This is a genomic window from Pseudomonas sp. Leaf129 (genome assembly GCF_001423465.1).
Lineage (GTDB): Bacteria > Pseudomonadota > Gammaproteobacteria > Pseudomonadales > Pseudomonadaceae > Aquipseudomonas > Aquipseudomonas coleopterorum.
Window position 1 is genome coordinate 1708547 of record NZ_LMOC01000001.1, and the last position, 26208, is coordinate 1734754.

At 61.4% G+C, this 26208-nt stretch carries 20 protein-coding genes and 5 tRNA genes; 13 read left to right on the plus strand and 12 right to left on the minus strand.

Going from position 1 to position 26208, the window contains the following annotated elements:
- Window positions 1–257 precede the first annotated feature (257 nt).
- Both argF and ASF66_RS07465 read left to right on the plus strand, forming a co-directional pair.
- Window positions 258–1178 carry an ornithine carbamoyltransferase gene (gene argF, locus ASF66_RS07460; RefSeq protein WP_056843315.1) on the plus strand — a complete coding sequence of 307 codons (921 nt, stop codon included), beginning with the start codon at window positions 258–260 and terminating at the stop codon, window positions 1176–1178.
- Complete coding sequence (locus ASF66_RS07465) at window positions 1175–2260, plus strand: ABC transporter ATP-binding protein (protein ID WP_056843316.1); 1086 nt, start codon at window positions 1175–1177, stop codon at window positions 2258–2260. Before argF ends, ASF66_RS07465 begins: the two co-directional genes overlap by 4 nt.
- A 69-nt stretch (window positions 2261–2329) precedes the next feature.
- Here ASF66_RS07465 and ASF66_RS07470 read toward each other — a convergent pair whose 3' ends face one another.
- From ASF66_RS07470 to uvrB, 9 genes are all read right to left on the minus strand, one after another.
- The gene (locus tag ASF66_RS07470; RefSeq protein ID WP_056843317.1) at window positions 2330–2776 is read right to left on the minus strand and encodes an Hsp20 family protein; all 447 of its coding nucleotides are present in this window, start codon (window positions 2774–2776) and stop codon (window positions 2330–2332) included.
- A gap of 152 nt (window positions 2777–2928) precedes the next feature.
- On the minus strand, window positions 2929–3873 hold the full coding sequence (locus ASF66_RS07475) for a tRNA dihydrouridine synthase (RefSeq protein WP_049861127.1): 945 nt from the start codon (window positions 3871–3873) through the stop codon (window positions 2929–2931).
- 213 nt (window positions 3874–4086) lie between these two features.
- The gene (locus ASF66_RS07480; RefSeq protein ID WP_056843318.1) at window positions 4087–4524 is read right to left on the minus strand and encodes an acyl-CoA thioesterase; all 438 of its coding nucleotides are present in this window, start codon (window positions 4522–4524) and stop codon (window positions 4087–4089) included.
- Between the two features lie 107 nt (window positions 4525–4631).
- Window positions 4632–4707, minus strand: a tRNA-Glu gene (locus ASF66_RS07485).
- A gap of 43 nt (window positions 4708–4750) precedes the next feature.
- A tRNA-Ala gene (locus tag ASF66_RS07490) sits at window positions 4751–4826 on the minus strand.
- A 67-nt stretch (window positions 4827–4893) separates the two neighbouring features.
- A tRNA-Glu gene (locus ASF66_RS07495) sits at window positions 4894–4969 on the minus strand.
- 69 nt (window positions 4970–5038) lie between these two features.
- Window positions 5039–5114, minus strand: a tRNA-Ala gene (locus ASF66_RS07500).
- 232 nt (window positions 5115–5346) lie between these two features.
- Entirely contained in the window at window positions 5347–6825 is a 1479-nt protein-coding gene (gltX, locus tag ASF66_RS07505) for a glutamate--tRNA ligase (protein ID WP_056843319.1), read from the minus strand.
- A 397-nt stretch (window positions 6826–7222) separates the two neighbouring features.
- Window positions 7223–9238: an excinuclease ABC subunit UvrB gene (gene uvrB, locus ASF66_RS07510; protein WP_049861466.1), complete on the minus strand. Its 2016-nt coding sequence runs from the start codon at window positions 9236–9238 to the stop codon at window positions 7223–7225.
- Between the two features lie 286 nt (window positions 9239–9524).
- Between uvrB and ASF66_RS07515 the strand changes: the two genes are divergently transcribed.
- Together ASF66_RS07515 and ASF66_RS07520 are read left to right on the plus strand one after the other, a co-directional pair.
- On the plus strand, window positions 9525–10721 hold the full coding sequence (locus ASF66_RS07515; RefSeq protein ID WP_056843320.1) for an amino acid aminotransferase: 1197 nt from the start codon (window positions 9525–9527) through the stop codon (window positions 10719–10721).
- Between the two features lie 59 nt (window positions 10722–10780).
- Window positions 10781–10856: transfer RNA gene (locus ASF66_RS07520), tRNA-Asn, on the plus strand.
- A gap of 119 nt (window positions 10857–10975) precedes the next feature.
- On the opposite strand, the gene ASF66_RS07525 is transcribed toward ASF66_RS07520, so the two are convergent.
- The 3 genes from ASF66_RS07525 to ASF66_RS07535 all read right to left on the minus strand — a co-directional run bounded on the left by ASF66_RS07525 (window position 10976) and on the right by ASF66_RS07535 (window position 14978).
- A complete protein-coding gene (locus ASF66_RS07525) occupies window positions 10976–13405 on the minus strand; it encodes a TonB-dependent siderophore receptor (protein ID WP_056843321.1) in 2430 nt (809 codons plus the stop codon).
- A gap of 121 nt (window positions 13406–13526) precedes the next feature.
- The gene (locus ASF66_RS07530; protein WP_056843322.1) at window positions 13527–14465 is read right to left on the minus strand and encodes a FecR domain-containing protein; all 939 of its coding nucleotides are present in this window, start codon (window positions 14463–14465) and stop codon (window positions 13527–13529) included.
- A 3-nt stretch (window positions 14466–14468) separates the two neighbouring features.
- Window positions 14469–14978: a sigma-70 family RNA polymerase sigma factor gene (locus ASF66_RS07535; RefSeq protein WP_056843323.1), complete on the minus strand. Its 510-nt coding sequence runs from the start codon at window positions 14976–14978 to the stop codon at window positions 14469–14471.
- A 285-nt stretch (window positions 14979–15263) separates the two neighbouring features.
- Between ASF66_RS07535 and ASF66_RS07540 the strand changes: the two genes are divergently transcribed.
- The 9 genes from ASF66_RS07540 (at window position 15264) to ngg (ending at window position 26114) form a co-directional block, all read left to right on the plus strand.
- Window positions 15264–16274: a ligase-associated DNA damage response exonuclease gene (locus ASF66_RS07540; protein WP_056843324.1), complete on the plus strand. Its 1011-nt coding sequence runs from the start codon at window positions 15264–15266 to the stop codon at window positions 16272–16274.
- The gene (locus ASF66_RS07545; RefSeq protein WP_056843325.1) at window positions 16271–17980 is read left to right on the plus strand and encodes an ATP-dependent DNA ligase; all 1710 of its coding nucleotides are present in this window, start codon (window positions 16271–16273) and stop codon (window positions 17978–17980) included. Before ASF66_RS07540 ends, ASF66_RS07545 begins: the two co-directional genes overlap by 4 nt.
- Window positions 17981–18236: 256 nt before the next feature.
- Complete coding sequence (locus tag ASF66_RS07550; RefSeq protein WP_049861470.1) at window positions 18237–19019, plus strand: transporter substrate-binding domain-containing protein; 783 nt, start codon at window positions 18237–18239, stop codon at window positions 19017–19019.
- A gap of 68 nt (window positions 19020–19087) precedes the next feature.
- Complete coding sequence (locus ASF66_RS07555) at window positions 19088–19816, plus strand: ABC transporter permease (protein ID WP_056843326.1); 729 nt, start codon at window positions 19088–19090, stop codon at window positions 19814–19816.
- A complete protein-coding gene (locus ASF66_RS07560; RefSeq protein WP_049861472.1) occupies window positions 19813–20523 on the plus strand; it encodes an ABC transporter permease in 711 nt (236 codons plus the stop codon). The genes ASF66_RS07555 and ASF66_RS07560 overlap by 4 nt, the downstream gene beginning before the upstream one ends.
- 9 nt (window positions 20524–20532) lie before the next feature.
- A complete protein-coding gene (locus tag ASF66_RS07565; protein WP_056843327.1) occupies window positions 20533–21648 on the plus strand; it encodes a succinylglutamate desuccinylase/aspartoacylase family protein in 1116 nt (371 codons plus the stop codon).
- A gap of 13 nt (window positions 21649–21661) precedes the next feature.
- Window positions 21662–22426, plus strand: coding sequence for an ABC transporter ATP-binding protein (locus ASF66_RS07570; protein WP_049861474.1), 765 nt, complete (start codon window positions 21662–21664; stop codon window positions 22424–22426).
- A 169-nt stretch (window positions 22427–22595) separates the two neighbouring features.
- A complete protein-coding gene (locus ASF66_RS07575; protein WP_056843328.1) occupies window positions 22596–24368 on the plus strand; it encodes an N-acetylglutaminylglutamine amidotransferase in 1773 nt (590 codons plus the stop codon).
- A 3-nt stretch (window positions 24369–24371) separates the two neighbouring features.
- Complete coding sequence (gene ngg, locus ASF66_RS07580) at window positions 24372–26114, plus strand: N-acetylglutaminylglutamine synthetase (RefSeq protein WP_056843329.1); 1743 nt, start codon at window positions 24372–24374, stop codon at window positions 26112–26114.
- The last annotated feature ends 94 nt before the right edge of the window (window positions 26115–26208 follow it).

Genomic DNA, 26208 nt, shown 5'->3' on the forward strand with positions numbered 1-26208 from the left:
CAATACGCATTTATAACTCACAGACGATGTTTAGGAAACGTCAGATGGTCGGCAGAAACATCCGGCGATCGAAACCTTCGGAAACTTGTGCGTGCCGGTTAAAACTTCAGCGGCTATTGGTAAAAGGCGACAGTTCCTTATAGGATGGCGCCTTCCCTTATTTCGTCGCCCCGTGCGGCTTTCGCCGCAGGTCTCACTCGTTTTTCCGAAAAACCTGTTTTCGAGCACCTGCGGTCCGTGGCAAAAGGTAGTCAATGATGAGCGCAAGGCACTTTCTCTCCCTTATGGATTGCACGCCCGAAGAGCTAATCAGCATCATTCGTCGAGGCATCGAGCTCAAGGACCTGCGCCAGCGCAGCGTGCTGTTCGAGCCTTTGAAGAACCGCGTACTGGGCATGATCTTCGAGAAGTCGTCGACGCGCACCCGTCTGTCTTTCGAAGCCGGCATGATCCAGCTCGGTGGCCAGGCCATATTCCTGTCCCCGCGCGACACGCAGCTGGGCCGTGGCGAGTCCATCGCCGATTGCGCCATCGTCATGTCGCGCATGCTCGATGCGGTGATGATCCGCACCTTCGCCCACCAGACACTGACCGAGTTCGCGGCCAATTCGCGCGTACCGGTGATCAACGGTCTGTCCGATGACCTGCACCCCTGCCAGCTGCTGGCCGACATGCAGACGTTTCTCGAACACCGCGGCGCCATCCAGGGCAAGACCGTGGCGTGGATCGGTGATGGCAACAACATGTGCCACAGCTATATAGAAGCGGCCATCCAGTTCGATTTCCAGCTGCGCATCGCCTGCCCTGAAGGCTTCGAGCCGGACGCACGCTTCGTGGCCATGGCGCCGGAGCGCGTCAGCGTGGTCCGCGATCCTCGCGAAGCCGTGCGTGGCGCCCATCTGGTGAGCACCGATGTCTGGACATCCATGGGCCAGGAAGAGGAAACCGCGCGGCGTCTGAAACTGTTCAAGCCCTTCCAGGTGACCCGCGAACTGCTCGATCTGGCGGCCGATGATGCGCTGTTCATGCACTGTCTGCCGGCCCACCGTGGCGAGGAGATCAGCCACGATGTGCTCGACGATCCCCGCGCCGTGGCCTGGGACCAGGCGGAGAACCGCCTGCATGCACAGAAAGCGCTGCTGGAATTTCTGGTCGCTCCCGGATATCGCCCTGAATGAGCACCGCATTGCTGCTCGAACTGCGCAACCTGGCGTGCGGCTATGGCGCTCAGCGTGTAGTCCAGAACCTCAACCTGCACCTCAACGCGGGCGACATTGGCTGCCTGCTCGGCTCTTCCGGTTGCGGCAAGACCACGACCCTGCGCGCCATTGCCGGCTTTGAATCGGTCCATGAAGGCGAGATCACCCTCGACGGCGAGGTCATTTCCCGGCCCGGCCATACCCTGGCTCCGGAAAAGCGTCGAATCGGCATGGTCTTTCAGGACTATGCACTGTTCCCCCATCTGACCGTTGCCCAGAACATCGCTTTCGGCATTCGCAAGCACCCCCGGCAGGCACAGGTGATCGGCGACATGCTCGAACTGGTCAACCTTGGCGGGCTGGACGCGCGCTATCCCCATGAGTTGTCGGGAGGCCAGCAGCAGCGTGTCGCGCTGGCCCGGGCTCTGGCACCGGAGCCGCAACTGCTGTTGCTGGACGAGCCGTTCTCCAACCTCGACGTCGAGCTGCGCCGTCGCCTGAGCCATGAGGTGCGCGACATTCTCAAGCGCCGGGGTACCAGCGCCATCCTGGTCACCCATGATCAGGAAGAGGCCTTCGCCGTCAGCGACCACGTCGGAGTGTTCAAAGAGGGTCGGCTGGAGCAATGGGATACGCCGTACAACCTGTATCACGAACCCGCCTCGCCGTTCGTGGCGAGTTTCATCGGCCAGGGTTATTTCATTCGAGGTCAGTTGGTGGATCCGGAGACGGTGACCACCGAGCTGGGCGTGCTGCGTGGCAACCGCGCCTACACATGGCCTGCTGGCAGCGCTGTCGACCTGCTGCTGCGTCCCGATGACATCGTGCATGCGCCCGACAGCTCACTCAAGGCGCGCATCGTCGGCAAGAGTTTCCAGGGTGCGGCAACCCTGTATCGTTTGCAGCTGCCCACCGGCAGCCAGCTCGAAGCCGTGTTTCCCAGTCACCTGGATTACCTGCCAGGCGCTGAGGTGGGCATTCAGGTCGCCGCCGACCATCTGGTGCTGTTTCCTGCCGCCGGTAGCGTGCCAGTGCTGAGCGAGCCGCGTCGACACGCCTGACACATCTGCCAAATCAAGGGCAATAAAAAGGGCGCTCCACCAAGCGCCCTTTCTTCTACAGCTCAAGCGTTATTGCAGACGGGTCTGCGCAGATCCGTTGATCGGGATGCGCTTGGCCTTGGCCTCTTCAGGCACGACACGCAGCAGGTCGATGTTGAGCAAACCGTTGGTCAACGCAGCGGCCTTGACCTCGATATGGTCGGCGAGGCGGAACGACAGCTTGAACGCGCGCTGGGCAATGCCTTGGTGCAGGTAGGTCACGTCGGTGGTCTCGGCCTCGCGCTTGCCACCGCTGACGGTCAGAACGCCCTTTTCGACTTGCAGCTCCAGGTCTTCTTCCTGGAAGCCTGCGGCGGCGATGACGATCCGGTACTGATCATCGGCGTGCTTTTCGACGTTGTAGGGCGGGTAGCTGCTGGCCGACTCGTTGCGTGCGGCAGACTCGAACAGATCGTTGAAACGATCGAAGCCCACGGAGTGGCGGAACAGTGGAGCAAGGGAAAATGCAGTAGCCATGTGTTTCTCCTGAATCTCAGCGAGTGATTGTCTCCGCGACCCGAATTCGGCATCGCGTAACCCATAGATAGGGACCACCCAAACGCTTTCAAGAGCTTCCAGGAAAATTTTCTTTCGCAATGCGAAGAGTTTTCTTGTGACCAGCCGACTGGCTAGCCCGGCTGCAGCAGGCGTTCGACCGCGTCACAATCCTGTTCGCGGCGCACGAGGGTGAACAGCTCGGACGCTTCGGGGTAGGTGCGGGTCAGCATGGCCAGCCACTGCTTCAGCCGGCCCGGTGCCTGTCGTGGTGTGAGCTGCGCACGGGCCTGGCGCCAGAATTCGCGGATCAGCGGCAGCAGCTCGGCCCAGGTCATGTCTGGCAGCTCGATGCCCTGCTCCGCAGCGGCGATCTGCCGCGCCAGGTCGGGCTTGGATACCAGCCCGCGACCGAGCATGAAGTCCTTGGCACCGCTGACTTCACGGCAGCGCTGCCAGTCGGCGACGGTCCAGATGTCACCATTGGCATAGACCGGCACCTTCACCACGTCCTGGACCTTGGCGACCCATTCCCAATGCGCTGGCGGCTTGTAACCGTCGACCTTGGTCCGCGCATGCACGACCAACACCTCGGCGCCACCTTCAGCCAGTGCCGTGGCGCACTCGATGGCGCTGTCGGGGGTGTCGAAACCCAGGCGCATCTTGGCCGTCACGGGAATGTGCGCAGGCACCGTAGCGCGCACTTCACGCAGGATGCGATGGAGCAGTTCCGGCTCCTTGAGCAGCACTGCCCCGCCACGCGACTTGTTCACCGTCTTGGCCGGGCAGCCGAAATTCAGATCGATTACTGGCGCACCGAGAGTACAGGCGAACGCGGCGTTGTCGGCGAGCGCCACCGGGTCCGAACCCAGCAACTGCACACGCAACGGCACGCCAGCGCGTGTTTTGGCATCGGTCAGCAGCTCTGGGCCGAACTTGTGGTAGTAGGCCGCAGTGAGCACGCGTTCGTTGACGCGAATGAACTCGGTAACGCACCAGTCGATGCCGCCGACCTGGGTCAGGACGTCGCGCAGGATATCGTCGACCAAGCCTTCCATGGGCGCCAAGGCTAATTGCATGAGGTGTTTCTCGAACAGGGGCGTGAAAGGGAGCGGATTCTAGCAGAAAGCCCGCGCGCGGGCGGGCTCTCTAGGGTCTGTGTGAAAAGTCTTGAGACGAAGGTCAAGCAAGGCGAAAACAGCCGAGGAAGCGGAGTTTACCGGTTGTAAATGAGCATTCCGAGGCTGATTTCAACGCCGCATCACCGAGTATCAAGGCTTTTCACACAGAGCCTAGGATTGGAGGACTATGGCTTGACCATACCCATCCAGAAACTCGGCCGGCATGCGTTTGGGCTTGCCGCTGGACAGTTCGATGCAGACGAAGGTGGTGCGCGCCCTGAGCACGATCGCGCCATCACGGGGACGCCGTAATTGGAAATGGCGCGTCATCTTCAGACGTCGATCCCAGTCGAGGATCCAAGTGCCTAATTCCAGCTCATCGCCTTCGTGGGCGCTGGCAAGATAGTCGATTTCATGGCGGACCACGGCCATGGCGCGATCGAGTTGTCGATAGGTCGCAAGATCCAGACCCAGGTGCTGCGAATGCTGCCAGGCACAACGTTCGAGCCAGGTGACGTAGACGGCGTTGTTGGCATGTCCGAGGCCGTCGATGTCCTCGGGCTGGACTGTCAGGGCTATGACGAAGGGGGCGGGCCGATCCCAGTTCATGGGCGCTCCTGGAGAATTAGGAACAGGCGGATATGACGAGGGCAGAAAAACAAAAGGCTCATTCAATAATCGAATGAGCCTTATAAGTCCCGCAGAGCGGGTAATCGTGGCGTCCCCTAGGGGACTCGAACCCCTGTTACCGCCGTGAAAGGGCGGTGTCCTAGGCCACTAGACGAAGGGGACGCAAAACCTTCAGTCGAGCCCGCTAACGCGAACTCTGGCAAATTGGTGGAGCTAAACGGGATCGAACCGTTGACCTCTTGCATGCCATGCAAGCGCTCTCCCAGCTGAGCTATAGCCCCGAATTTATCGCCCTGCGGCGGAATACCGACTTCACTCGGCATTCTTTACTCTTTGTAGCTGTACAACTGGCGTCCCCTAGGGGACTCGAACCCCTGTTACCGCCGTGAAAGGGCGGTGTCCTAGGCCACTAGACGAAGGGGACATACCTTCTACCAAGATCAGTCTGGAACTGATCGGCTCGTTGTCAACCTGCGACATCAAGCCTGGAATTTGGTGGAGCTAAACGGGATCGAACCGTTGACCTCTTGCATGCCATGCAAGCGCTCTCCCAGCTGAGCTATAGCCCCAAACAGTGTGTTGCTGTGTGGACGGGGCGCATATTAAGACGACCTCGCCAGGGTGTCAAACTTATTTTCAGAATTATTTCGAAGTTTTTTATCGCGATTACAGGGACTTACCGGTTTTGCTGGGTTTGGGCGAAGAGCGACGCGGCTTGCGCCGCTGCTACAGGGATGGTGGTGCACCGGATGCACCCGGGCCCGCGATCTTCTGTAGCAGCGGCGCGAGCCGCGTCGGGGGTCAGGCGATTGCGGCCAGGAGCTTTTCCCATTCCTTGTTTTCTTTCTTGGAAACACCGCCGAGCAGATCGAGAGCCTGGCGCAGGCGGAAGCGGGTCAGGTCGGGGCCGAGGATTTCCATGGCGTCCAGGACCGACACCGAACTGGCTTGCCCGGTGATCGCGGCAAACATCAGAGGCATGGCGTCACGCAGCTTCAGGCCCAGCGACTCGACCACCGCCTGGATGGTTGCGGTGATGCGTTCCTTGTCCCACTGGCGCAGGCTTTCCAGCCTCCAGAGGATCAATTGCATCAGCTGCCGCACCTGGTCGGCAGACAGCTTCTTGCTCTCGAACAGGCAGGCATCCAGTTGCAGGCCGCCGGCGAAGAAGAAGCCGCCCAGCGGAACGATCTGACTGAAGGTCTCTACCCTGCCCTGCACATGGGGGGCGATCTTCATCATGTAGTCGGGATTGAACGCCCACTGCTGCACTCGTGCGGCGAACTCCTGTACCGGCAGCTCGCGCAACCACTGGCCGTTGAGCCACGAGAGCTTCTCGATATCGAAGATCGGACCACCCAGGGAAACGCGGGAGAGATCGAAGTGCTCGACCATTTCGGCGAGGGAAAACTTCTCGCGCTCGTCAGGCATCGACCAGCCCATGCGGCCCAGGTAGTTGAGCATGGCTTCGGGCATGAAGCCCATGCGCTCGTAGAAGGTTACCGAGGTCGGGTTCTTGCGCTTGGACAGCTTGCTCTTGTCCGGATTGCGCAGCAGCGGCATGTAGCACAGCGCCGGTTGCTCCCAACCAAAGTATTCGTAAAGCTTCATGAGCTTGGGCGCCGACGGCAGCCATTCTTCGCCGCGCAGCACGTGGGTGATGCCCATCAGGTGGTCGTCGACCACATTGGCCAAGAAGTAGGTAGGCAGGCCGTCGGTCTTCATCAGGACTTGCATGTCCATGCGGTCCCAGGGGATTTCGACGTCGCCACGCAGCATATCGGGAACCACGCAGACGCCTTCGGTGGGGACCTTCATGCGGATGACGTGGGGTTCGCCGGCGGCCAGGCGGCGCTGGACTTCCTCGGCCGACAGCAACAGCGCGCGGCCGTCGTAGCGAGGGGTTTCGCCACGGGCGGTCTGTTCGGCGCGCATCTGGTCGAGTTCTTCGGCGGTGCAGAAGCACGGGAATGCGTGGCCCATGTCGACCAGTTGCTGGGCGTATTGCTTGTAGATGTCGCCCCGCTCGCTCTGCCGGTACGGACCGTGCGGGCCGCCTACGTCGGGGCCTTCGCTCCATTCGATGCCGAGCCAGCGCAGGGCGTCGAAGATCTGCTGCTCGGATTCGCGGGTCGAGCGCAACTGGTCGGTGTCTTCGATGCGCAGGATGAACTCGCCGCCATGCTGTTTGGCAAAGCAATAGTTGAACAGGGCGATGTAGGCCGTGCCGACATGGGGGTCGCCGGTGGGCGATGGGGCGATACGCGTACGAACGGTCATTGAAGGTCTCGAGCAGGTTGAATCGAAACGCCGATGTTAGCAGGGCTTGGGGGGCAGGCTCCAGAATCGTGTGGCGGGGGGTATGGGCGTTCGGTTTGGGGACGGTGGTGTGGCCTTCGCGGGCAGAGGGCTCGCCGCCTGCCCCGCTCCCACAGGTTCTGCGTTTGCGGGTTGGCTCTGGTGTGGACTTTCGCGGCCGCTGACCGCTCCTACAGATCGCGCGCTTGCAGGTTGGCTCTGGCGCGGACTTTCGCGGCCGCAGACCGCTCCTACAGATCGTGCGCCTGCGGGTTGGCTCTGGTGCGGACTTTCGCGGCCGCTGACCGCTCCTACAGATCGTGCATTTGCAGATCTCTCGTAGGAGCGGTCAGCGGCCGCGAATGGGAACGGCTTGGGATCAGACCTTGAGCAAGCGCTCGCGCAGTTTGCCGATTTCGTCGCGCATCTGCGCGGCGGCTTCGAATTCCAGGTCGCGGGCCAATTGGTACATCTTTTCTTCCAGTTGCTTGATGCGCTTGGTGATCTCGCTGGGCGAACGCAGCTCGTTTTCGTAGCGCGCATTTTCCTCGGCGGCCTTGGCCATGCCCTTGCGCTTCTTGCTGCGCGAGCCAGGCACGGTGGCGCCTTCCATGATATCGGCGACGTCCTTGACCACGCCTTTGGGCACGATGCCATTGGCTTCGTTGAATGCGATCTGCTTCTCGCGACGACGCTCGGTCTCGCCGATGGCGCGCTCCATCGAGCCGGTCATGCGATCGGCATAGAGGATGGCCCGCCCATTGAGGTTTCGCGCGGCACGGCCGATGGTCTGGATCAGCGAGCGATCCGAACGCAGGAACCCTTCCTTGTCGGCATCGAGGATGGCCACCAGCGAAACCTCGGGCATGTCCAGGCCTTCGCGGAGCAGGTTGATCCCAACGATCACATCAAATGCGCCCAGACGCAGGTCGCGGATGATCTCCACGCGCTCCACGGTATCGATGTCAGAGTGCAGGTAGCGCACGCGCACGTCGTGGTCGGCGAGGTAATCGGTAAGGTCCTCGGCCATGCGCTTGGTGAGTACGGTGACCAGAATGCGGTCGTCGTTGGCCACCCGCTTGCGAATCTCCGACAGCAAATCGTCGACCTGGGTCAATGCGGGCCGCACCTCGACCTGGGGATCGACCAGACCGGTCGGCCGTACCACCTGCTCGATGATTCGCCCGGCATGCTCGGCCTCGTAGTTGCCGGGGGTGGCCGAGACGAAAATGGTCTGGGGGCTCACCCCTTCCCATTCGTCGAAACGCATGGGTCGGTTGTCCAACGCCGAGGGCAGGCGGAAACCGTATTCGACCAGGGTTTCCTTGCGTGAACGGTCGCCCTTGTACATGGCCCCCACCTGCGGAACGCTGACGTGGGACTCGTCGATCACCAGCAAGGCGTCAGGGGGCAGGTAGTCATAGAGGGTGGGCGGAGCTGCGCCAGCAGGACGTCCGGACAGGTAGCGGGAATAGTTTTCGATACCGTTGCAGTAGCCCAACTCCAGGATCATTTCCAGATCGAAGCGCGTGCGTTGTTCCAGACGCTGGGCTTCGACGAGTTTGTTCTTGTCGCGGAAGTAGTCCAGGCGGTCCTTGAGTTCTTCCTTGATGCCTTCCACGGCGCCAAGCAGGGTTTCCCGTGGGGTGACGTAGTGGCTCTTGGGGTAGAAGGTGAACCGTGGCAACTTGCGCGTGACCTCGCCGGTCAGCGGATCGAACGCGGCGATGTTCTCGACTTCATCGTCGAACAGCTCGATACGGATGGCTTCCAGATCGGATTCGGCGGGGAACACGTCGATCACGTCACCACGCACGCGGAAGGTGGCACGGGCGAAGTCGATCTCGTTGCGGGTGTATTGCAGGTCGGCGAGCCGGCGCAGCAGTGCGCGCTGGTCGAGCTTGTCGCCGCGGTCGACGTGCAGAACCATTTTCAGATAGGTTTCGGGACTGCCCAGACCATAGATGCAGGACACAGTGGTGACGATGATGGCGTCCTTGCGTTCGAGCAACGCCTTGGTCGCGGACAAGCGCATCTGCTCGATGTGGTCGTTGATCGAGGAGTCCTTCTCGATGAAGGTGTCCGACGATGGCACGTAGGCCTCGGGCTGGTAGTAGTCGTAGTAGGAGACGAAGTATTCGACCGCGTTATTCGGGAAGAACGCCTTGAACTCACCGTACAGCTGAGCGGCCAAGGTCTTGTTCGGCGCCAGCACCAGCGTCGGGCGTTGAACCTGCGCGATCACGTTGGCGATGCTGAACGTCTTGCCCGACCCGGTTACCCCCAGCAAGGTCTGGTGCGCCAGACCCGCTTCGATACCCTCCACCATCAGGCGAATGGCTTCCGGCTGGTCGCCGGCCGGCTCGAAACGGGTAACCAGTTGAAACTCGGACATGCCACACCTCATGAGTCGCTACAGCCGGACTTTTCCGACTGTATTTATAGACAGTACTTAACCCTAATTGGCACCTGTTGCGGTAAGTTTCAAGGGCATGGCCCAAGACCTTCGGCAAGCACGGGACCAATGGTCGAAAAATAATCGGCAAAAATCGGTAAAACCAGGTGCAACCTGTCGCCCCATGGGCCAAGCGTCTTTATACTGACTCCCCACTCGTGCACCGCTTCGTGCCGCATGGATGAAGCGTGCATCCTCTTCACTCCCGATCAGAGCTACGGTAAAAATGAGCCTGTTTTCCGCTGTCGAATTGGCACCCCGCGATCCTATCCTGGGCCTCAACGAAGCATTCAACGCCGACACCCGCACCGACAAGGTGAATCTGGGCGTTGGTGTGTACTGCAACGAAGAGGGGCGAATTCCCCTGCTGCGCGCGGTCATCGAAGCCGAAACCCAGCGCGTTGCACAGCACGCCGCACGTGGCTACCTGCCCATCGACGGTATCGCCGCCTACGACAAGGCTGTACAGACCCTGATCTTCGGCGCCCAGTCCCCGCTGCTGGCGGCAGGTCGCGTGGTGACCACGCAGGCCGTCGGCGGCACCGGCGCCCTGAAGATCGGTGCCGACTTCCTCAAGCAATTGTCGCCTGACGCCGTGGTCGCGATCAGTGACCCAAGCTGGGAAAACCATCGTGCCCTGTTCGAGACCGCCGGTTTCAGCGTGCAGAACTATCGCTACTATGATGCGACCAGCAACGACGTGAACCGTTCAGGCATGCTCGAAGACCTCGACGCCCTGCCCGCCGGTTCCATCGTCGTGCTGCATGCCTGCTGCCATAACCCGACCGGCGTCGACCTCAGCGCATCCGACTGGGTCAACGTGCTGGACGTGGTCAAGCGCAAGGGCCACGTGCCGTTCCTCGACATGGCCTACCAGGGTTTTGGCGAAGGCATCCATGAAGACGCCGCGGCCGTGCGCCTGTTCGCCGAGTCGGGTTTGAGCTTCTTCGTGTCCAGCTCATTCTCCAAATCGTTCTCGCTGTATGGCGAGCGTGTCGGCGCATTGTCGATCGTCACCCAGTCGAGCGACGAGACCTCTCGCGTGCTGTCGCAGATCAAACGCGTCATCCGCACCAACTACTCCAACCCGCCGACCCATGGCGCAATGATTGTCGCCAACGTGTTGAACAGCCTGGAGCTGCGCGCCATGTGGGAAGACGAGCTGGGCGAGATGCGCCAGCGCATTCGCGGCATGCGTCTGCAAATGGTCGAGGGGCTGGCGGCCCAGGGTGCGAACCGCGATTTCGGTTTCGTTGCCCGTCAGGCCGGCATGTTTTCCTATTCGGGACTGAGCGCCGAGCAGGTCGCTCGCCTGCGCAACGAGTTCGGCATCTACGCACTGGACACCGGACGTATCTGCGTGGCCGCGCTGAACCAGCGCAACATCGATGGCGTGATCAAGGCCATCGTTCAGGTGCTGTAGCCTTTTTGCCTGGGGGAGGCTTGACTTCCCCTTAGCAATCAGTAACATACGCAGCAGATTCCGCGATAGCTCAGTTGGTAGAGCAAATGACTGTTAATCATTGGGTCCCTGGTTCGAGTCCAGGTCGTGGAGCCAAACTAGATGTCAGAGAGGGTTCCTACCCACTCTGACATCACCAAAAAACCCGCCTTATGGCGGGTTTTTTCGTTTTGGCACCTTGAAGAAGACGGGCATGAACGGATCGAATTCGGCGATCACCAAATGTACTTGACGCTGGTCAGCAACGTGCGTCGCATGCCAGGGTAGCACTCGTAGGAGTCGTCACAGGTGGCCACATACTCGGTATTCAACAGGTTTTGCGCGTTGACCGAGACAGTCACGTGTTTGTTGATCGGATAGCTGACGCCGGCATCGAACAGGGTGTAGTTGTCGATGTGATAGGTATTGCCGTTGTCGCCATACAGCACGCCGGTGTAACGGACACCGCCACCCAGGCTCAGCCCCTTGAGCGGGCTGTCGTCGAACGTGTAGTTCAACCAGGTGGACGCCATGTGCTTGGGCACGTTGGCTGGCCGGTTGCCTTCGTCGCCACGATTGCTCCTGGTGATTTCAGCGTGGGTGTAGGTGTAGGACGCAATCAGGTCCCAGTGCTGATCCAGCCGCGCCTTGATCTCGGCTTCGATGCCGCGCGATTGCTGCTCGCCCGACGCAATGGTGAAGCCGGTGTTCACACCACCAATGATTTCAGTGGTCAGCACATTGGTCTTGGTCAGGTCATAAGCAGACAGGGTCATCAGGATGGCATCGCTGGGTTGGTATTTCACACCCACTTCCCATTGATGCGCCGTGCTGGGGTCGAACGCACTACCGCTGCGGTCGGTGCCGGTATTGGGCGTGAACGATTCGGCGTAGCTGACGTAGGGCGCCAGACCAAACTCCGTGAGATAGGTCAAACCAAGGCGTCCGGTAAAGGCAGTGTCCTTCTGGTTCGATGAGGCACCTACATGGTTGTCCAGGTCGTTGCGAACATAGTCATAGCGCCCGCCGGCCGTGAGAATCCAGCGATCGTCGAACTTGATCTGATCCTGAATGTAACCGCCCGCCTGTTCGATGGTCTGGTCGTAATCGATCGAGCTCAGACTGTTGCCAGCGCTGGGACGAGCGATCGCCAGGCCATACTGTGGCGCAGTCAGGTTCAGACTTGGCGCTCGGGTGCGCCAGCGCGAGATATCGGCGTCTTGCCAGGTGTAGTCGACGCCCATCAGAAGGGTGTGGCTCAGTGGGCCGGTGGTAAAATCGGCTTGCAATTGGTTGTCGAGGTTGAACGTGTTGAGGTGCTGATCGAAGCGGTCGGCGATCCGTGTCACATTGCCTGTGGTGGTGTCGACAGCGGCCGGTAGCAAGTTCTGGAAGATCAAGTCGACCTGTCCGTAGCGGGCGTTCTGGCGAAACTCCCAAGTATCGCTCAGCCGATGGCGGAATTCGTAGCCCAGACTGAATTGCTCCTGGTCCAGATGGTTGAAGCTGTGATCGCCCATCAGCGTGTTGGTGGTATGACCGCTCGGCGTGCTGTAGGCGAACAGCGAGCCGCCGTTCGAATCGCGCATGAAGTCGCTGAACATGGTCAGGCTGGTGTCTTCGTCCGGCGCCCAGGTCAGAGACGGCGCTATGTACAAGCGGTCGTCCGTCAGCGCGTGGCCATCCGCATAATCCACCTGGGTATCGGCTTCGCGGGCGAGGCCAACCATACGGTAGATCAAATGTTGGTCGTCGCTGAGCACACCGCCTACATCGAACTGGCCTTGCAGGCGATCATGGTTGCCACCGGTCAACTGCACTTCGTTGACGTGGTTGGCCTCGGGTCTCTTGCTCACACGGTTGACGATGCCACCCGCGTCCCCTTGACCGAACAGGCTGGAGGCCGGGCCTAGTACGACGTCTATGCGCTCCAGAGAATAGGGTTCGCTGCGGAAAAACGCGTAGCTGTTGTTCTGCTGACGCAGCCCGTTGAGATAGTCACTGCTTGCCTGGCCGTTGAAGCCGCGGATATACAACCAGTCAAAACCTTTGGGGTCCAGACCGTAGGCTTCCACTTTGACGCCAGGCACGTAACGCAACGCTTCGGTGACGGTCTGCACGCCTTGAGCCTGCATCTGCTGACGGGTCACTACCGAGATCGACTGCGGGATCTCGATGATAGGTGTATCGGTCTTGGTAGCTGCGCTGCTACGAATGGCCACGTAACCCTCCACCGGGCTGGCAGCTGAGTCAGCCGATCTGCCGGTGATGTTCGTGGGGTCCAATTGCAGCGTTGCGTCGATGACAGGGATCAGCGAGTAGCTGCCGTTGCTCAGCGGCACGGCTTGCAATTTGCTCCCGGACAACAACTGGCGCAAGCCTGAGTCCACGGTGTAGACGCCATGCAGACCCGGCGAGCGTTGTCCTTGTGCCTGGGCTGGATCGAAAGACACATTGATTTGCGCCGCAGTCGCGAACTGCGCCAGCGCGGCGTTGACCGTGCCGGAAGGGATATCGAACTGAAGGGTCGCGGCCGTCTGCCCCCAGGCGGGCGCAGCGTTCATGACCGAGGTCAGCGGTGCGCCCAACGCGATGCCGAGCAACGTGCGGCGCACGATGCGGGTCAGTGACGGAGGTCGTTGAGTGATTGGCTTGTGTCCGGACATACCGTTTCCTTTCGCCCAGTGGCAGTAGAGTGACAGCGCCGTGTGATGCGCTTCTATCTACCAAGTCGAATGAAAACTGGAATCGACAACCCCAAGCGGCTATTTATTTTGTGGTATTGGTTCAGACCGACTCCACGCGCGTCCAATAACGGCTGAATCGGCGAATACGCACGGGCAGGGTCGAGGAAAGGTTTTCCAGGATCGTATCGATATTGCGCAACTGAAACGCCCCCGAGATGCGCAACTCTGCGATCTGCGCCTGACAGCCCAAATGCCCGGGACGGTAGCGTTGGAGCTCGAGGATCAAATCTTCCAGCCGCCAGTTGTTGACGACCAGCATGCCGCGAGTCCAGGCGTCGGCGTCGGGCCTAGCAGCCTGCACGTTGCCCATTTGGTCCTGGTTGAACCACATTTGCTGGCCCGCCTCCACCCGCACGGTCGGCGTGAGAATTGCGCTGCGCACTTCCACGGCCTGTTCGAGCACGCAGACTTGGGTTCGAGCGTCCAGGCGGCGCACGATAAAGCGTGTACCCAGCGCGCGGATGCTGCCTTCTTGGGTGTGCACCACAAAAGGCCGCGCCAGAGAATCGCGCGCCGTTTCCACGAAGATTTCTCCATTGAGCAGTTGCAGCTCGCGAAGGCTTGGGCCGAAGTGGATGTTCACCGCGGTGGCGGTATTGAGGCGTACCTGACTGCCATCCTCCAGGGACAGGCTTTTGCTTTCACCCGTTATGGTGTGCTCATCTGCTATCAATGACGGCAGGGCTGTGTTACGCCAGGCCAACGTGCCAGCTCCTCCGGCCGCGAGCAATAGCGACAGCACCTTGAGCGCTTCGCGGCGTTTGATTCGAGCACTTTTGAGCGTTGGCTCGGCCATTCCAGGGCCGATCTGATCAAAGCGTTCCTGTAATCGGATCAGCCTTTCCCAGGCCTGGCGATGGCCGGGCGCACTCTCAAGCCAGCGCAGATGCGCTTCCCGAGTGGCGTTATCGGCGTCATCACATCGCAAATCGACGTACCAGCGCGCGGCGGCTTCAAGGATCGCGGTCTCCAGTGCCACGCTTTAATCCTCGGTGGCTAACAAACAATGCATCAAAGCGCGCACCGCGTGTTTCTTGACGGTGTTGACCGATACCTGCAGTTGCCGTCCGATTTCCACATAGCTCAAGCCATCCAGGTGGGCCATCAGGAAAATCTGTCGAGTTCGAGCACCGAGGCCGTGCAGAATTCGGTCGATTTCCAATAGCGTTTCAATGATCAGAAGGCGTGTTTCCGGCGAAATATCCAACGCTTCGGGTCGGGATGCCAGGGTTTCCAGATACGCCTGCTCCACCGTGCGGCGCCGGAACATATCAATCATCAGGCTACGTGCGATGGTGCTTAAATACGCACGCGGCTCACGCAGTTCGTGGGCCTTGCGCTGGGTCAGTACCCGCATGAAGGTGTCCTGCGCCATGTCAGCCGCGTGATCGACGCAGCCCAGGCGCTGGCGCAGCCAACCACATAACCAGCGATGATGATCGAGGTACAGGGTGTGTACGGTCTGTTTATGCAGGTGGTCGACGCAAGACATGGCTCAAACCTGGGAAGGCTTATGTGATAATGACTCTCATTTTCGTGTTTGCCGGGTTATTTTGCAATGCTGGAAACCGGGCCGGTCTGCGTCATTTCGACTGTAAATCAGTCACAGCGATGGGACGACCGGTTTTAGTCGTGAGCGCCGACCACGTCGTCGACGAAGCGAGGATCATTTCTTACGTCCGACTCAATGCAAGCTATCTATCCTCAAGCCTTCGCACCCGAACTTTCCCCCGCCCTCCTCGCTCATAACAACACACCCATCACCTGGCCACCTGCCATGGACCTAGTCGTCGCGCGTCCCGAAGGTTTGTATTGCACTGCCGGGGATTTCTACATTGACCCATGGCGGCCCGTCGAGCGTTCGGTGATCACCCATGGACACGGCGACCATGCACGCACCGGCAATGAACACTATCTGGCGGCAGCGCCGGGTGAAGGCATCCTGCGTACCCGTCTTGGCCAGGACATCAATCTGCAGTTGCTCGAGTACGGGGAAGTCCTGCAGCACAACGGCGTGACGCTGAGCTTTCATCCGGCTGGACACGTACTGGGCTCGGCCCAGGTTCGCCTGGAATACAAGGGTGAGGTGTGGGTCGCGTCCGGTGACTATAAAGTCGAGCCGGACGGTACGTGCGCGCCCTTCGAGCCGGTGCAATGTCACACCTTCATTACCGAATCGACGTTCGGCCTGCCGATCTATCGCTGGCAGCCGCAGGCGGAGATTTTCGAGGAAGTGAACCAGTGGTGGCGTGCCAACGCCGAGCAAGGCAAAGCCAGCGTTCTGTTCGCCTACGCGTTCGGCAAGGCTCAGCGCTTGCTGCACGGTATCGATGCCAGCATCGGCCCGATCCTGGCCCATGGTTCGGTGGAGCCGCTCAATAGGGTCTACCGCGATGCCGGCGTCTACATCCCGGAAACCCAGTATGCCGGCGATTTCAAGAAAACCGACCCGGCGTTGCGCAATGCCCTGATCATTGCGCCGCCCTCGGCGGGTGGCAGTACCTGGATGCGCCGCTTCGGCGACTACAGCGATGCTTTCGCCAGTGGCTGGATGCGTCTGCGCGGTACCCGTCGGCGCCGCGGCGTGGACCGTGGCTTCGTGCTGTCCGACCACGCCGACTGGCCAGGGCTGCTGTGGGCCATCGAGCAGACCGGGGCCGAGCGGGTGATGGTGACTCACGGCTCGGTGGAAGTGCTGGTGCGCTACCTGCGCGACATCGGCCTGGACGCCCAGGGCTTCACCACCGAATACGGTGACGAAGAGGAACCTCAGGAGGCCGCGTCTTGAAAGCGTTCGCACAGTTGTATGCCAATCTCGACGAAACCACTTCGACCAATGCCAAGCGTCAGTTTCTGGAAGACTACTTTCGTCAGGCCCAGCCGGCCGATGCGGCCTGGGCGGTATATTTCCTCTCCGGCGGCCGACCCCGGCAACTGGTGCCGACCAAGGTCTTGCGCGAGTTGGCCATCAAGCTGGCGAACGTGCCTGAATGGTTGTTCGAAGAAAGTTATCAGGCGGTAGGGGATCTGGCCGAAACGTTTTCGCTGCTGCTGCCCGAAGCAGAACAGACCAGTGACGAAGGCCTGGCCTGGTGGCTGGAGAATGCCCTGCTGCCCTTGCGCGGGCTGCCACCTGAAGAATTGCACCAGCGCTTGCCGCCGCTGTGGGCTCAGCTTGATCGTGCCAGCCTGATGCTGTGCCTGAAGCTGATCACCGGCAGCTTCCGCGTGGGCGTTTCGAAACTGCTGGTGACCCGAGCGCTGGCGCAGATGGCCGGTCGGGACAGCAAACGCGTGGCCCAGCGCCTGGTGGGCTACACCGACCTTTCGCACCGTCCGGTCGCCGACAGCTACCTCAAGCTGATCGCCGAGGAATCCTCGGACGAACATGCCCAGCGTGGCGGCCAGCCGTACCCATTTTTTCTCGCCCATTCGCTGCAACAACCGGTCGATCAGTTCGACACCCTGCTGGGTCCCAGCAGTGACTGGCAGGTGGAGTGGAAATGGGATGGGATCCGCGCGCAGCTGGTCAAGCGGGACGGACGCCTGTGGATCTGGTCGCGAGGCGAGGAGCTGGTGTCGGATCGCTTTCCCGAGCTGCATTCCCTCACCGCGAGCCTGCCTGACGGTACCGTGATCGACGGCGAGATCGTGGTCTGGAAGACTCCGCCACCGGCAGATGTGGCGCCCGAGGATTTCAGCCTGGACGATGCATCGAGCACCTCGGCGGATGCACCGGCGGTGCAGCCGTTCGCTCTGCTGCAACAGCGCATCGGTCGCAAGACCTTGAGCAAGAAGATTCTCGAAGAGATTCCCGTGGTGGTGCTCGCCTATGACCTGCTCGAATGGCACGGGGAAGACTGGCGCAGCCGTCCGCAACACGAACGTCGCACACAGATGGAACAGGTCATTGCGCAGGCGGCCGATCCGGTACTGCGTCCTTCGCCGGTATTGACCGGCGAAGACTGGCTGGATCTGGGCCGACAGCGTGAGGCGTCACGGGCACTGGGCGTCGAAGGCATGATGCTCAAGGCGCGCGATTCGCTCTATGGCGTGGGCCGGACCAAGGACATGGGCACCTGGTGGAAGTGGAAGGTGGACCCCTTCAGCGTCGACGCGGTTTTGATCTATGCCCAGGCCGGCCATGGGCGCCGGGCGAGCCTGTACAGCGACTACACGTTTGCCGTGTGGGATGGTCCGCCGGAAGCGTCCGAGCGCACGTTGGTGCCGTTCGCCAAGGCCTATTCCGGATTGACCGACGAGGAGATGCGCAAGGTCGACGCGATCGTGCGCAAGACTACCGTAGAGAAATTCGGCCCGGTGCGTAGCGTGACGCCGACGCTGGTGTTCGAACTGGGGTTCGAAGGGATTGCCCTGTCCAAGCGTCACAAGAGCGGCATCGCCGTACGTTTCCCGCGCATGTTGCGCTGGCGCCATGACAAACCGGTAGCCGAAGCCGACAGTTTGGCGACCCTGCAGGACCTTCTGGCCTGACCTATTGAATGCACCGCCACGGTGCATTTTTTTGCCATGGATTATTTCGGGGCATTGCTGTACCAATGGCACGCGCTTCGAGCGAGCCGACGCGTGCGAGCCCGCAGAAAAGTTGCAGCGACGCGACACAACCTTACTCAAGCCGGTCTGCACTGGGACTATGGTGCGGAAATTGCTATCAGAATGATGTCTGGCACTCGCCGGTAACGCACATCGCCCTCACCCAACGCATTCAACTGGTTTTAAGGACTGCACGATGAAAAAAGCATTGCTGACCCTTTCTGCTCTGGCCCTGGCGTTCTCGGCCGGCAGCGCGATGGCCAAGGAATACAAGGAGTTGCGTTTCGGGGTCGATCCATCCTACGCACCGTTCGAATCCAAGGCAGCCGATGGCAGCCTGGTGGGCTTCGACATCGATCTGGGCAATGCCATCTGCAAGGAGCTGAAGGTCACCTGCAAATGGGTCGAAAGCGATTTCGACGGCATGATTCCAGGCCTCAAGGCGAAGAAGTTCGACGGCGTGATTTCCTCGATGACCGTGACCCCTGCCCGTGAGAAAGTCATCGACTTCTCCAACGAGCTGTTCTCCGGCCCGACCTCGCTGGTGTTCAAGAAAGGTGCAGGCCTGAGCACTGACTTGGCCTCGCTCAAGGGCAAGACCGTAGGCTACGAACAGGGCACGATCCAAGAAGCCTACGCCAAGGCCGTGCTGGACAAGGCAGGCATCAAGACCCAGGCCTACCAGAACCAGGACCAGGTCTACGCCGACTTGATCTCGGGTCGTCTGGACGCTTCGATCCAGGACATGCTGCAAGCCGAACTGGGCTTCCTGAAATCGCCGCAGGGCGCGGGCTATGAAGTCAGCGAGCCGATCGACAGCGAGCTGCTGCCGTCCAAGACCGCCGTGGGTATCGCCAAAGGTAACAAGGAACTCAAGGCGTTGATCGATAAAGGTATCAAAGCGTTACACGATGATGGCACCTACACCGAAATCCAGAAGAAGCACTTCGGTGAGCTGAACCTGTACAGCGGCAAGTAAGTACCGCTGTGACAGCGCCCATTCCCGCTCGGGGATGGGCGTTTTTTTGACCGGCACAGGCCAGATTCATGTTCGACGACCTTTTGCAGTACCTCGGGTTGTCCGCGTTCAGTTTGAAGGGCTTTGGCCCGCTGCTGCTCGAAGGCACCTGGATGACCATCAAGCTGTCCCTGCTGTCGCTGCTGGTCAGCGTGGTGCTGGGGCTGATCGGCGCCAGCGCCAAGCTGTCCGGTACGGCAGTGCTGCGCGTGCCTGCCCAGCTCTACACCACTCTGATCCGCGGCGTGCCCGACCTGGTGCTGATGCTGCTGATTTTCTACAGTCTGCAGACCTGGCTGACCGGCCTGACCGAAGCCCTGGAATGGGACTACATCGAAATCGATCCTTTCGCCGCCGGAGTCATTACCCTGGGCTTCATCTACGGCGCCTATTTCACCGAAACCTTCCGTGGTGCCATGCTCGCCGTGCCGCGCGGCCAGCTCGAAGCGGCCACGGCCTACGGCCTCAAGCGCTCGCAGCGTTTCCGCTACGTGGTCTTCCCGCAAATGATGCGTTACGCCCTGCCCGGCATCGGCAACAACTGGATGGTCATGCTCAAGGCCACGGCGCTGGTCTCGATCATCGGCCTGGCCGATCTGGTCAAGGCCGCCCAGGATGCGGGCAAAAGCACCTATCAACTGTTCTATTTTCTGGTGCTGGCCGCGCTCATCTATCTGCTGATCACCAGTGCTTCCAACATGGCCCTGCGCTGGCTTGAACGACGCTACAGCGCGGGCACCCGGGAGGCGCTGCGATGATCGAACTTCTTCAAGAATACTGGCGGCCGTTCCTCTATTCCGATGGGCAGAACATTACCGGCCTGGCCATGACCCTGTGGCTGCTCAGTGCGGCGCTGGTGATCGGCTTCGTGGTTTCGGTACCGCTGTCGATCGCTCGCGTCTCGAGCCGGCGCTGGGTGCGCTGGCCGGTGCAGTTCTACACCTACCTGTTCCGCGGAACGCCGCTCTATATCCAGTTGCTGATCTGCTACACCGGCATCTACAGCCTGGAAGCCGTGCGGGGGCAGCCCCTGCTCAACGACTTCTTCCGCGACGCGATGAACTGCACGATCCTGGCCTTCGCCCTGAACACCTGCGCCTACACCACGGAGATCTTCGCCGGGGCGATCCGCAGCATGAACCACGGCGAGGTCGAGGCGGCCAAGGCCTATGGCCTGAGCGGCTGGAAGCTGTATGCCTACGTGATCATGCCGTCGGCCCTGCGCCGTTCGCTGCCCTACTACAGCAACGAAGTGATCCTCATGCTGCACTCGACCACGGTGGCGTTCACTGCCACCATCCCGGACATCCTCAAGGTCGCACGGGACGCCAACTCGGCGACCTTCCTGACCTTCCAATCCTTCGGCATCGCCGCGCTGATCTACCTGACCATCACCTTTGCCCTGGTCGGACTGTTTCGCCTGGCCGAACGCCGCTGGCTGGCCTTTCTCGGCCCGACGCACTAGGACCTGAACATGCAACACGACATTCATGAATTGCTGGCTCGCCTGCCCGGTACCGCGCGCCAGATCCACAGCTTCAGCTACGGCCCGACGGGTGCCGGCAAAGTCTATATCCAGGCCTCGCTGCACGCCGACGAGTTGCCGGGGATGCTGGTCGCCTGGCACCTGCGCCAGCGCCTGGCCGAACTGGAGGACGCAGGACTGCTGCGCCGGCAGGTGGTCATCGTACCGATCGCCAACCCCGCCGGGCTCGATCAGATCGTCATGGACACGCCACTGGGCCGCTACGAGCTGGAAACCGGCGAGAACTTCAACCGGCGCTTCGTCGACCTGGCCGATCAGGTCGGCTGCGCCGTCGAGCCGCTGCTGGGTGATGATGAGGCACGCAATACGGCGTTGATCCGCACGCACCTGAGCCAGGCGCTGAACCAGTTGCAGCCGACCACAGCCCTGCAATCACAGCGCCTGACTCTGCAGCGCCTGGCATGCGATGCCGACATGGTGCTGGACCTGCACTGCGATTTCGAGGCCGTGCAGCATTTGTACACCACACCCGAAGCCTGGCCGCTGGTAGAGCCATTGGCACGCTACCTGGGCGCTCAGGCCAGCCTGCTGGCCACTGACTCGGGCGGGCAGTCGTTCGACGAATGCTTCAGTCTGTTCTGGTGGCAACTTCAGCAGCGCTTTGCCGAGCGTTTCCCGATCGCCATGGGCAGCTTTTCGGTGACCGTCGAGTTGCGCGGCCAGGGTGACGTCAACCACCCCATGGCCAGCGGCGACTGTCAGGCCATTCTCGACTACCTGGCCAGCACCGGGGCCATCGACCGCACGCCGGCACCGTTGCCTGCCCTGCTCGCCGCCGCCACGCCGCTGGCCGGCGTGGAACCGGTGACCGCGCCGGTGGGTGGACTGTTGGTGTTCACTGCGGTGCCCGGCCAGTACCTGGAAGCCGGGCAGTTGATCGCCGAAATCATCGATCCGCTGAGCAATACGGTCACCCCTGTGCGCAACCGCCAGCCGGGGCTGATGTACGCCCGCTCGCTGCGTCGCATGGCCACTGCGGGCATGCTGGTCGCCCATGTCGCCGGCACCCAGGCCTGCCGCAGCGGCTATCTACTTCAACCCTGAGGACCTGTTGCGCATGTACAAACTGACCATCGATGGCCTGCACAAAAGCTATGGCGACAACAAGGTGCTCAAGGGTGTTTCGCTCAAGGCCAGCACGGGTGACGTGATCAGCCTGATCGGCGCCAGTGGCTCGGGCAAGAGCACCTTCCTGCGCTGCATCAACTTCCTCGAACAGCCTGACGACGGTGCCATGAGCCTGGATGGCAAGGCCATTCGCATGACCACCGACAGCGGCGGCATGCGCGTCGCCGATGCCGAAGAACTGCAGCGCTTGCGCACGCGTCTGGCCATGGTGTTCCAGCACTTCAACCTGTGGAGCCACATGACCGTGCTCGACAACATCACCATGGCCCCGCGCCGGGTGTTGGGCGTCGACAAGGACGAAGCGCGGGAACGGGCGTTGCGCTACCTGGACAAGGTCGGCCTGCCGGAGCGCGTGGCCAGCCAGTATCCGGCCTTCCTGTCCGGTGGCCAGCAGCAGCGCGTTGCCATTGCCCGCGCCCTGGCCATGGAGCCGGAGGTCATGCTGTTCGACGAGCCGACCTCGGCACTGGACCCGGAGTTGGTGGGCGAAGTGTTGAAGGTGATCAAGGGCCTTGCCGAGGAAGGTCGTACCATGATCATGGTCACCCATGAAATGAGCTTCGCCCGTGAAGTCTCCAGCCAGGTGCTGTTCCTGCATCAGGGCCTGGTCGAGGAAGAAGGCTCGCCTGCACAGGTGCTGGGCAGCCCGAAAAGCGAACGCCTGCGGCAGTTTCTCAGCGGCAATCTCAAATAACCCTCAGGCAACACACCCTGTGGGAGCGGGTTCTACCCGCAAATGCCTACCCAGCAAATGGATCCCTTATAACCGATCGATCTAAAACTCTCGCTACCTGCCTCGGTCAGTTTCATACCTGGCCGAACTTCCATCGGCCGTTCCCCAACGGAAAAACCGGTAAGGACTTATGTGCGGATTAGCTGGTGAGTTGCGCTTCGATTTTCAACCTGCGGACCTTGCGGCCGTGGAACGCATCACCCACGACCTGGCCCCACGCGGCCCGGATGCCTGGGGCTTTCAGGCGCAGGGGCCGATTGCCCTGGGCCATCGTCGGCTGAAGATCATGGATTTGTCGGACGGCTCCGCGCAGCCGATGACCGATGCCCATCTCGGCTTGAGCCTGGCCTTCAACGGCGCCATCTACAACTTCCCCGAACTGCGCGCCGAACTGGAAGCGCTGGGCTATGGCTTTCATTCCGGTGGCGACACCGAAGTATTGCTCAAGGGCTACCACGCCTGGGGTGAAAAGCTGCTGCCCAAGCTCAATGGCATGTTCGCCTTTGCCATTTGGGAGCGTGACACCCAGCGCCTGTTCATCGCCCGTGACCGTCTGGGCGTGAAGCCCTTGTACCTGTCGCGCACCGACAAGCGCTTGCGTTTTGCCTCGGCCCTGCCGGCGTTGCTCAAGGGCGGCGACATCAGCCCGATCCTCGACCCGGTGGCGTTGAACCACTACCTGAACTTCCACGCTGTGGTGCCTGCGCCGCGCACATTGATCGCGGGCATCGAAAAGCTGCCACCAGCGACCTGGATGCGCATCGACGCCAACGGCAAGACCGAACAGCAGACGTGGTGGACCCTGCCCTACGGGCCTCATGCCGATGAAGCCAATCTGACTCTGGAAGATTGGCGCGACCGCGTGCTGGACAGTACCCGTGAAGCGGTTGCCATTCGCCAGCGGGCCGCCGTGGACGTCGGCGTGCTGCTCTCGGGCGGTGTCGATTCGAGCATGCTGGTGGGCCTGCTGCGTGAAGTGGGCGTGAAGGATTTGTCGACCTTCTCCATCGGTTTCCAGGACGCCGGTGGCGAGCGCGGCGACGAGTTCCAGTATTCGGACCTGATCGCCAAGCACTACGGTACTCAGCACCACCAACTGCGCATCGAAGAACGCGAAATCATCGAGCAACTGCCCGCCGCGTTCCGCGCGATGAGCGAACCGATGGTGAGCCACGACTGCATCGCCTTCTACCTGTTGTCACGCGAAGTCGCCAAGCATTGCAAGGTGGTGCAGAGCGGCCAAGGCGCCGACGAACTGTTCGCCGGCTACCACTGGTATCCGCAAGTGGACGGCGCCAGCGATCCGTACCAGGCCTACCGCGATGCTTTCTTCGACCGCAGCTACGATGACTACGCTGCAACCGTCGCGCCCAAGTGGCTGACGGCGAACGATGCAGCCGGCGATTTCGTGCGCGAACATTTCGCCATGCCCGGTGCCGATGCGGCGGTGGACAAGGCGTTGCGTTTGGACAGCACGGTGATGCTGGTCGACGACCCGGTCAAGCGGGTCGACAACATGACCATGGCCTGGGGCCTGGAAGCGCGTACGCCGTTCCTGGATTACCGCCTGGTCGAGCTGTCGGCGCGCATCCCCGGCAAGTTCAAGCTGCCTGACGGTGGCAAGCAAGTGCTCAAGGAAGCGGCGCGGCTGGTGATTCCCAGTGAGGTCATCGACCGCAAGAAAGGTTATTTCCCAGTGCCCGGCCTGAAGCATCTGGAAGGCGATACGCTGAACTGGGTCAGGGACCTGCTGCTGGACCCCAGCCAGGACCGCGGCTTGTTCAACCCGAACATGCTCGACCGCCTGCTGACCGACCCGCAAGGTCAGCTCACCCCACTGCGCGGCTCCAAGCTGTGGCAGTTGGCGGCGTTGAATCTGTGGCTCAGCGAACAAGGACTCTGATCGATGAAAGCTCACGCCACGGCCTTCAATCAGCGCCTGATGCGCGGCCAGTCGCCGTCGTACGAGCGGCTGCAGGCGCGCTTCGCCGAAGACGGCAACAGCGACGATCTGCAACAGCGCCCGCTGCACTGCGGTTGGGGACGGCTGCTCGTCGGCCATACGTATCCGGACCCCGAAGCACTGGCGGCCGAACTGCTCAACGAGCAGCAGGGCGAGCGCGACATTGCTCTGTACGTGGCCGCGCCCCAGCAGGTGTTGGCCCAAGCGCCGCAGCAGCTGTTTCTCGATCCGTCCGACACGCTGCGTCTGTGGTTCAGTGATTATCGGCCGGCACAGCGCGTCTTCCGTGGGTTCCGCATTCGCCGGGCGCAAACCGAAGGCGACTGGCAGGCCATCAACCAGCTGTACCTCAAGCGCAAGATGCTGCCTATCGATCAAAGCCTGCTGACACCCCGCCACCAGGGCGGTCCGGTGTACTGGCTGGCCGAAGACGAAGACACCGGCCATGTGATCGGCAGCGTCATGGGGCTCAACCATGCCAAGGCCTTCCGCGATCCGGAAAAAGGCAGCAGCCTGTGGTGCCTGGCGGTCGATCCGCGCTGCACGCGTCCGGGCGTGGGCGAAGTGCTGGTTCGGCATCTGGTCGAGCACTTCATGAGCCGTGGTCTGGCCTACCTGGACCTGTCGGTCATGCACGACAACCGTCTGGCGAAGAATCTCTACGCCAAGCTGGGCTTTCGCAACCTGCCCACCTTCGCCATCAAGCGCAAGAACGGCATCAACCAGAAGTTGTTCCTGGGCCCCGGCCCTCAGGCCGATCTCAACCCCTATGCGCGGATCATCGTCGACGAAGCGTTCCGTCGTGGCATCGACGTGCAGGTAGACGACGCCGAAGCCGGCCTGTTTACCCTGATCCATGGGGGTCGGCGGATCCGCTGCCGCGAGTCGTTGTGCGACCTGACCAGCTCGGTGAGCATGACCCTGTGCCAGGACAAGAGCCTGACCCACAAGGTGCTGCGGGCGGCTGACCTGAGCCTGCCGTCGCAGCAGCTCGCGGGCAGCGCCGACGACAACCAGGATTTTCTCGATGAACACGGTCGCGTGGTGGTCAAGCCGCTGGACGGTGAACAGGGCAACGGCGTGGCCGTTGACCTGAGTACGCTGGAGGAGGTGCAGGAGGCCATCGAGCACGCGCGTCAGTTCGACAGCCGAGTTCTGCTGGAAAGTTTCCATGAGGGCGTCGACCTGCGCATCGTGGTCATCGGCTACGAAGTGGTCGCAGCGGCCATTCGCCGTCCCGCGCAGATCATCGGTGACGGGCACACCAACATTGGCACCCTGATCGAGGTGCAGAGTCGCCGTCGCCAGGCCGCCACCGGGGGCGAAAGCCGCATCCCGATGGACCAGGAAACCCTGCGTACCGTACAGGCTGCCGGTTTCGACATGGACAGCATCCTGCCCAGCGGCCAGGAGTTGACGGTACGCAAGGCCGCCAACCTTCACACCGGTGGGCACCTGGAAGACGTGACGCAGATTCTCCATCCGGTGCTGGTCGACGCAGCGGTGCGCGCAGCCCGCGCACTGGACATCCCGGTGGTGGGTCTGGACCTGCTGGTGCCGGCTGCCGACCAGCCGGAGTACGTGTTCATCGAAGCCAACGAGCGGGTAGGACTGGCCAACCACGAACCGCAACCCACGGCAGAGCGCTTCGTCGATCTGCTGTTTCCCCATAGCCGCCCGATGTAGCGGCCATGCATGGTGCCTGCCGGGTCAACTGCGCAGGCACCTCGCCCCTGTTTTACCGGGCCCGTGACACCCTCGCCGTCACCTCTATCCACCT

What these genes read in the sequence shown, in the direction of transcription:
- ASF66_RS07550 (WP_049861470.1), top strand. Translation starts at nt 18,237, where the DNA reads ATGAAAAAAGCATTGCTGACCCTTTCTGCTCTGGCCCTGGCGTTCTCG.
- ASF66_RS07540 (WP_056843324.1), top strand. Translation starts at nt 15,264, where the DNA reads ATGGACCTAGTCGTCGCGCGTCCCGAAGGTTTGTATTGCACTGCCGGG.
- ASF66_RS07575 (WP_056843328.1), top strand. Translation starts at nt 22,596, where the DNA reads ATGTGCGGATTAGCTGGTGAGTTGCGCTTCGATTTTCAACCTGCGGAC.
- ASF66_RS07570 (WP_049861474.1), top strand. Translation starts at nt 21,662, where the DNA reads ATGTACAAACTGACCATCGATGGCCTGCACAAAAGCTATGGCGACAAC.
- argF (WP_056843315.1), top strand. Translation starts at nt 258, where the DNA reads ATGAGCGCAAGGCACTTTCTCTCCCTTATGGATTGCACGCCCGAAGAG.
- ASF66_RS07525 (WP_056843321.1), bottom strand. Translation starts at nt 13,405, where the DNA reads ATGTCCGGACACAAGCCAATCACTCAACGACCTCCGTCACTGACCCGC.
- ASF66_RS07555 (WP_056843326.1), top strand. Translation starts at nt 19,088, where the DNA reads ATGTTCGACGACCTTTTGCAGTACCTCGGGTTGTCCGCGTTCAGTTTG.
- ASF66_RS07515 (WP_056843320.1), top strand. Translation starts at nt 9,525, where the DNA reads ATGAGCCTGTTTTCCGCTGTCGAATTGGCACCCCGCGATCCTATCCTG.
- ASF66_RS07565 (WP_056843327.1), top strand. Translation starts at nt 20,533, where the DNA reads ATGCAACACGACATTCATGAATTGCTGGCTCGCCTGCCCGGTACCGCG.
- gltX (WP_056843319.1), bottom strand. Translation starts at nt 6,825, where the DNA reads ATGACCGTTCGTACGCGTATCGCCCCATCGCCCACCGGCGACCCCCAT.
- ASF66_RS07470 (WP_056843317.1), bottom strand. Translation starts at nt 2,776, where the DNA reads ATGGCTACTGCATTTTCCCTTGCTCCACTGTTCCGCCACTCCGTGGGC.
- ASF66_RS07560 (WP_049861472.1), top strand. Translation starts at nt 19,813, where the DNA reads ATGATCGAACTTCTTCAAGAATACTGGCGGCCGTTCCTCTATTCCGAT.
- ASF66_RS07535 (WP_056843323.1), bottom strand. Translation starts at nt 14,978, where the DNA reads ATGTCTTGCGTCGACCACCTGCATAAACAGACCGTACACACCCTGTAC.
- ASF66_RS07475 (WP_049861127.1), bottom strand. Translation starts at nt 3,873, where the DNA reads ATGCAATTAGCCTTGGCGCCCATGGAAGGCTTGGTCGACGATATCCTG.
- uvrB (WP_049861466.1), bottom strand. Translation starts at nt 9,238, where the DNA reads ATGTCCGAGTTTCAACTGGTTACCCGTTTCGAGCCGGCCGGCGACCAG.
- ASF66_RS07480 (WP_056843318.1), bottom strand. Translation starts at nt 4,524, where the DNA reads ATGAACTGGGATCGGCCCGCCCCCTTCGTCATAGCCCTGACAGTCCAG.
- ASF66_RS07465 (WP_056843316.1), top strand. Translation starts at nt 1,175, where the DNA reads ATGAGCACCGCATTGCTGCTCGAACTGCGCAACCTGGCGTGCGGCTAT.
- ngg (WP_056843329.1), top strand. Translation starts at nt 24,372, where the DNA reads ATGAAAGCTCACGCCACGGCCTTCAATCAGCGCCTGATGCGCGGCCAG.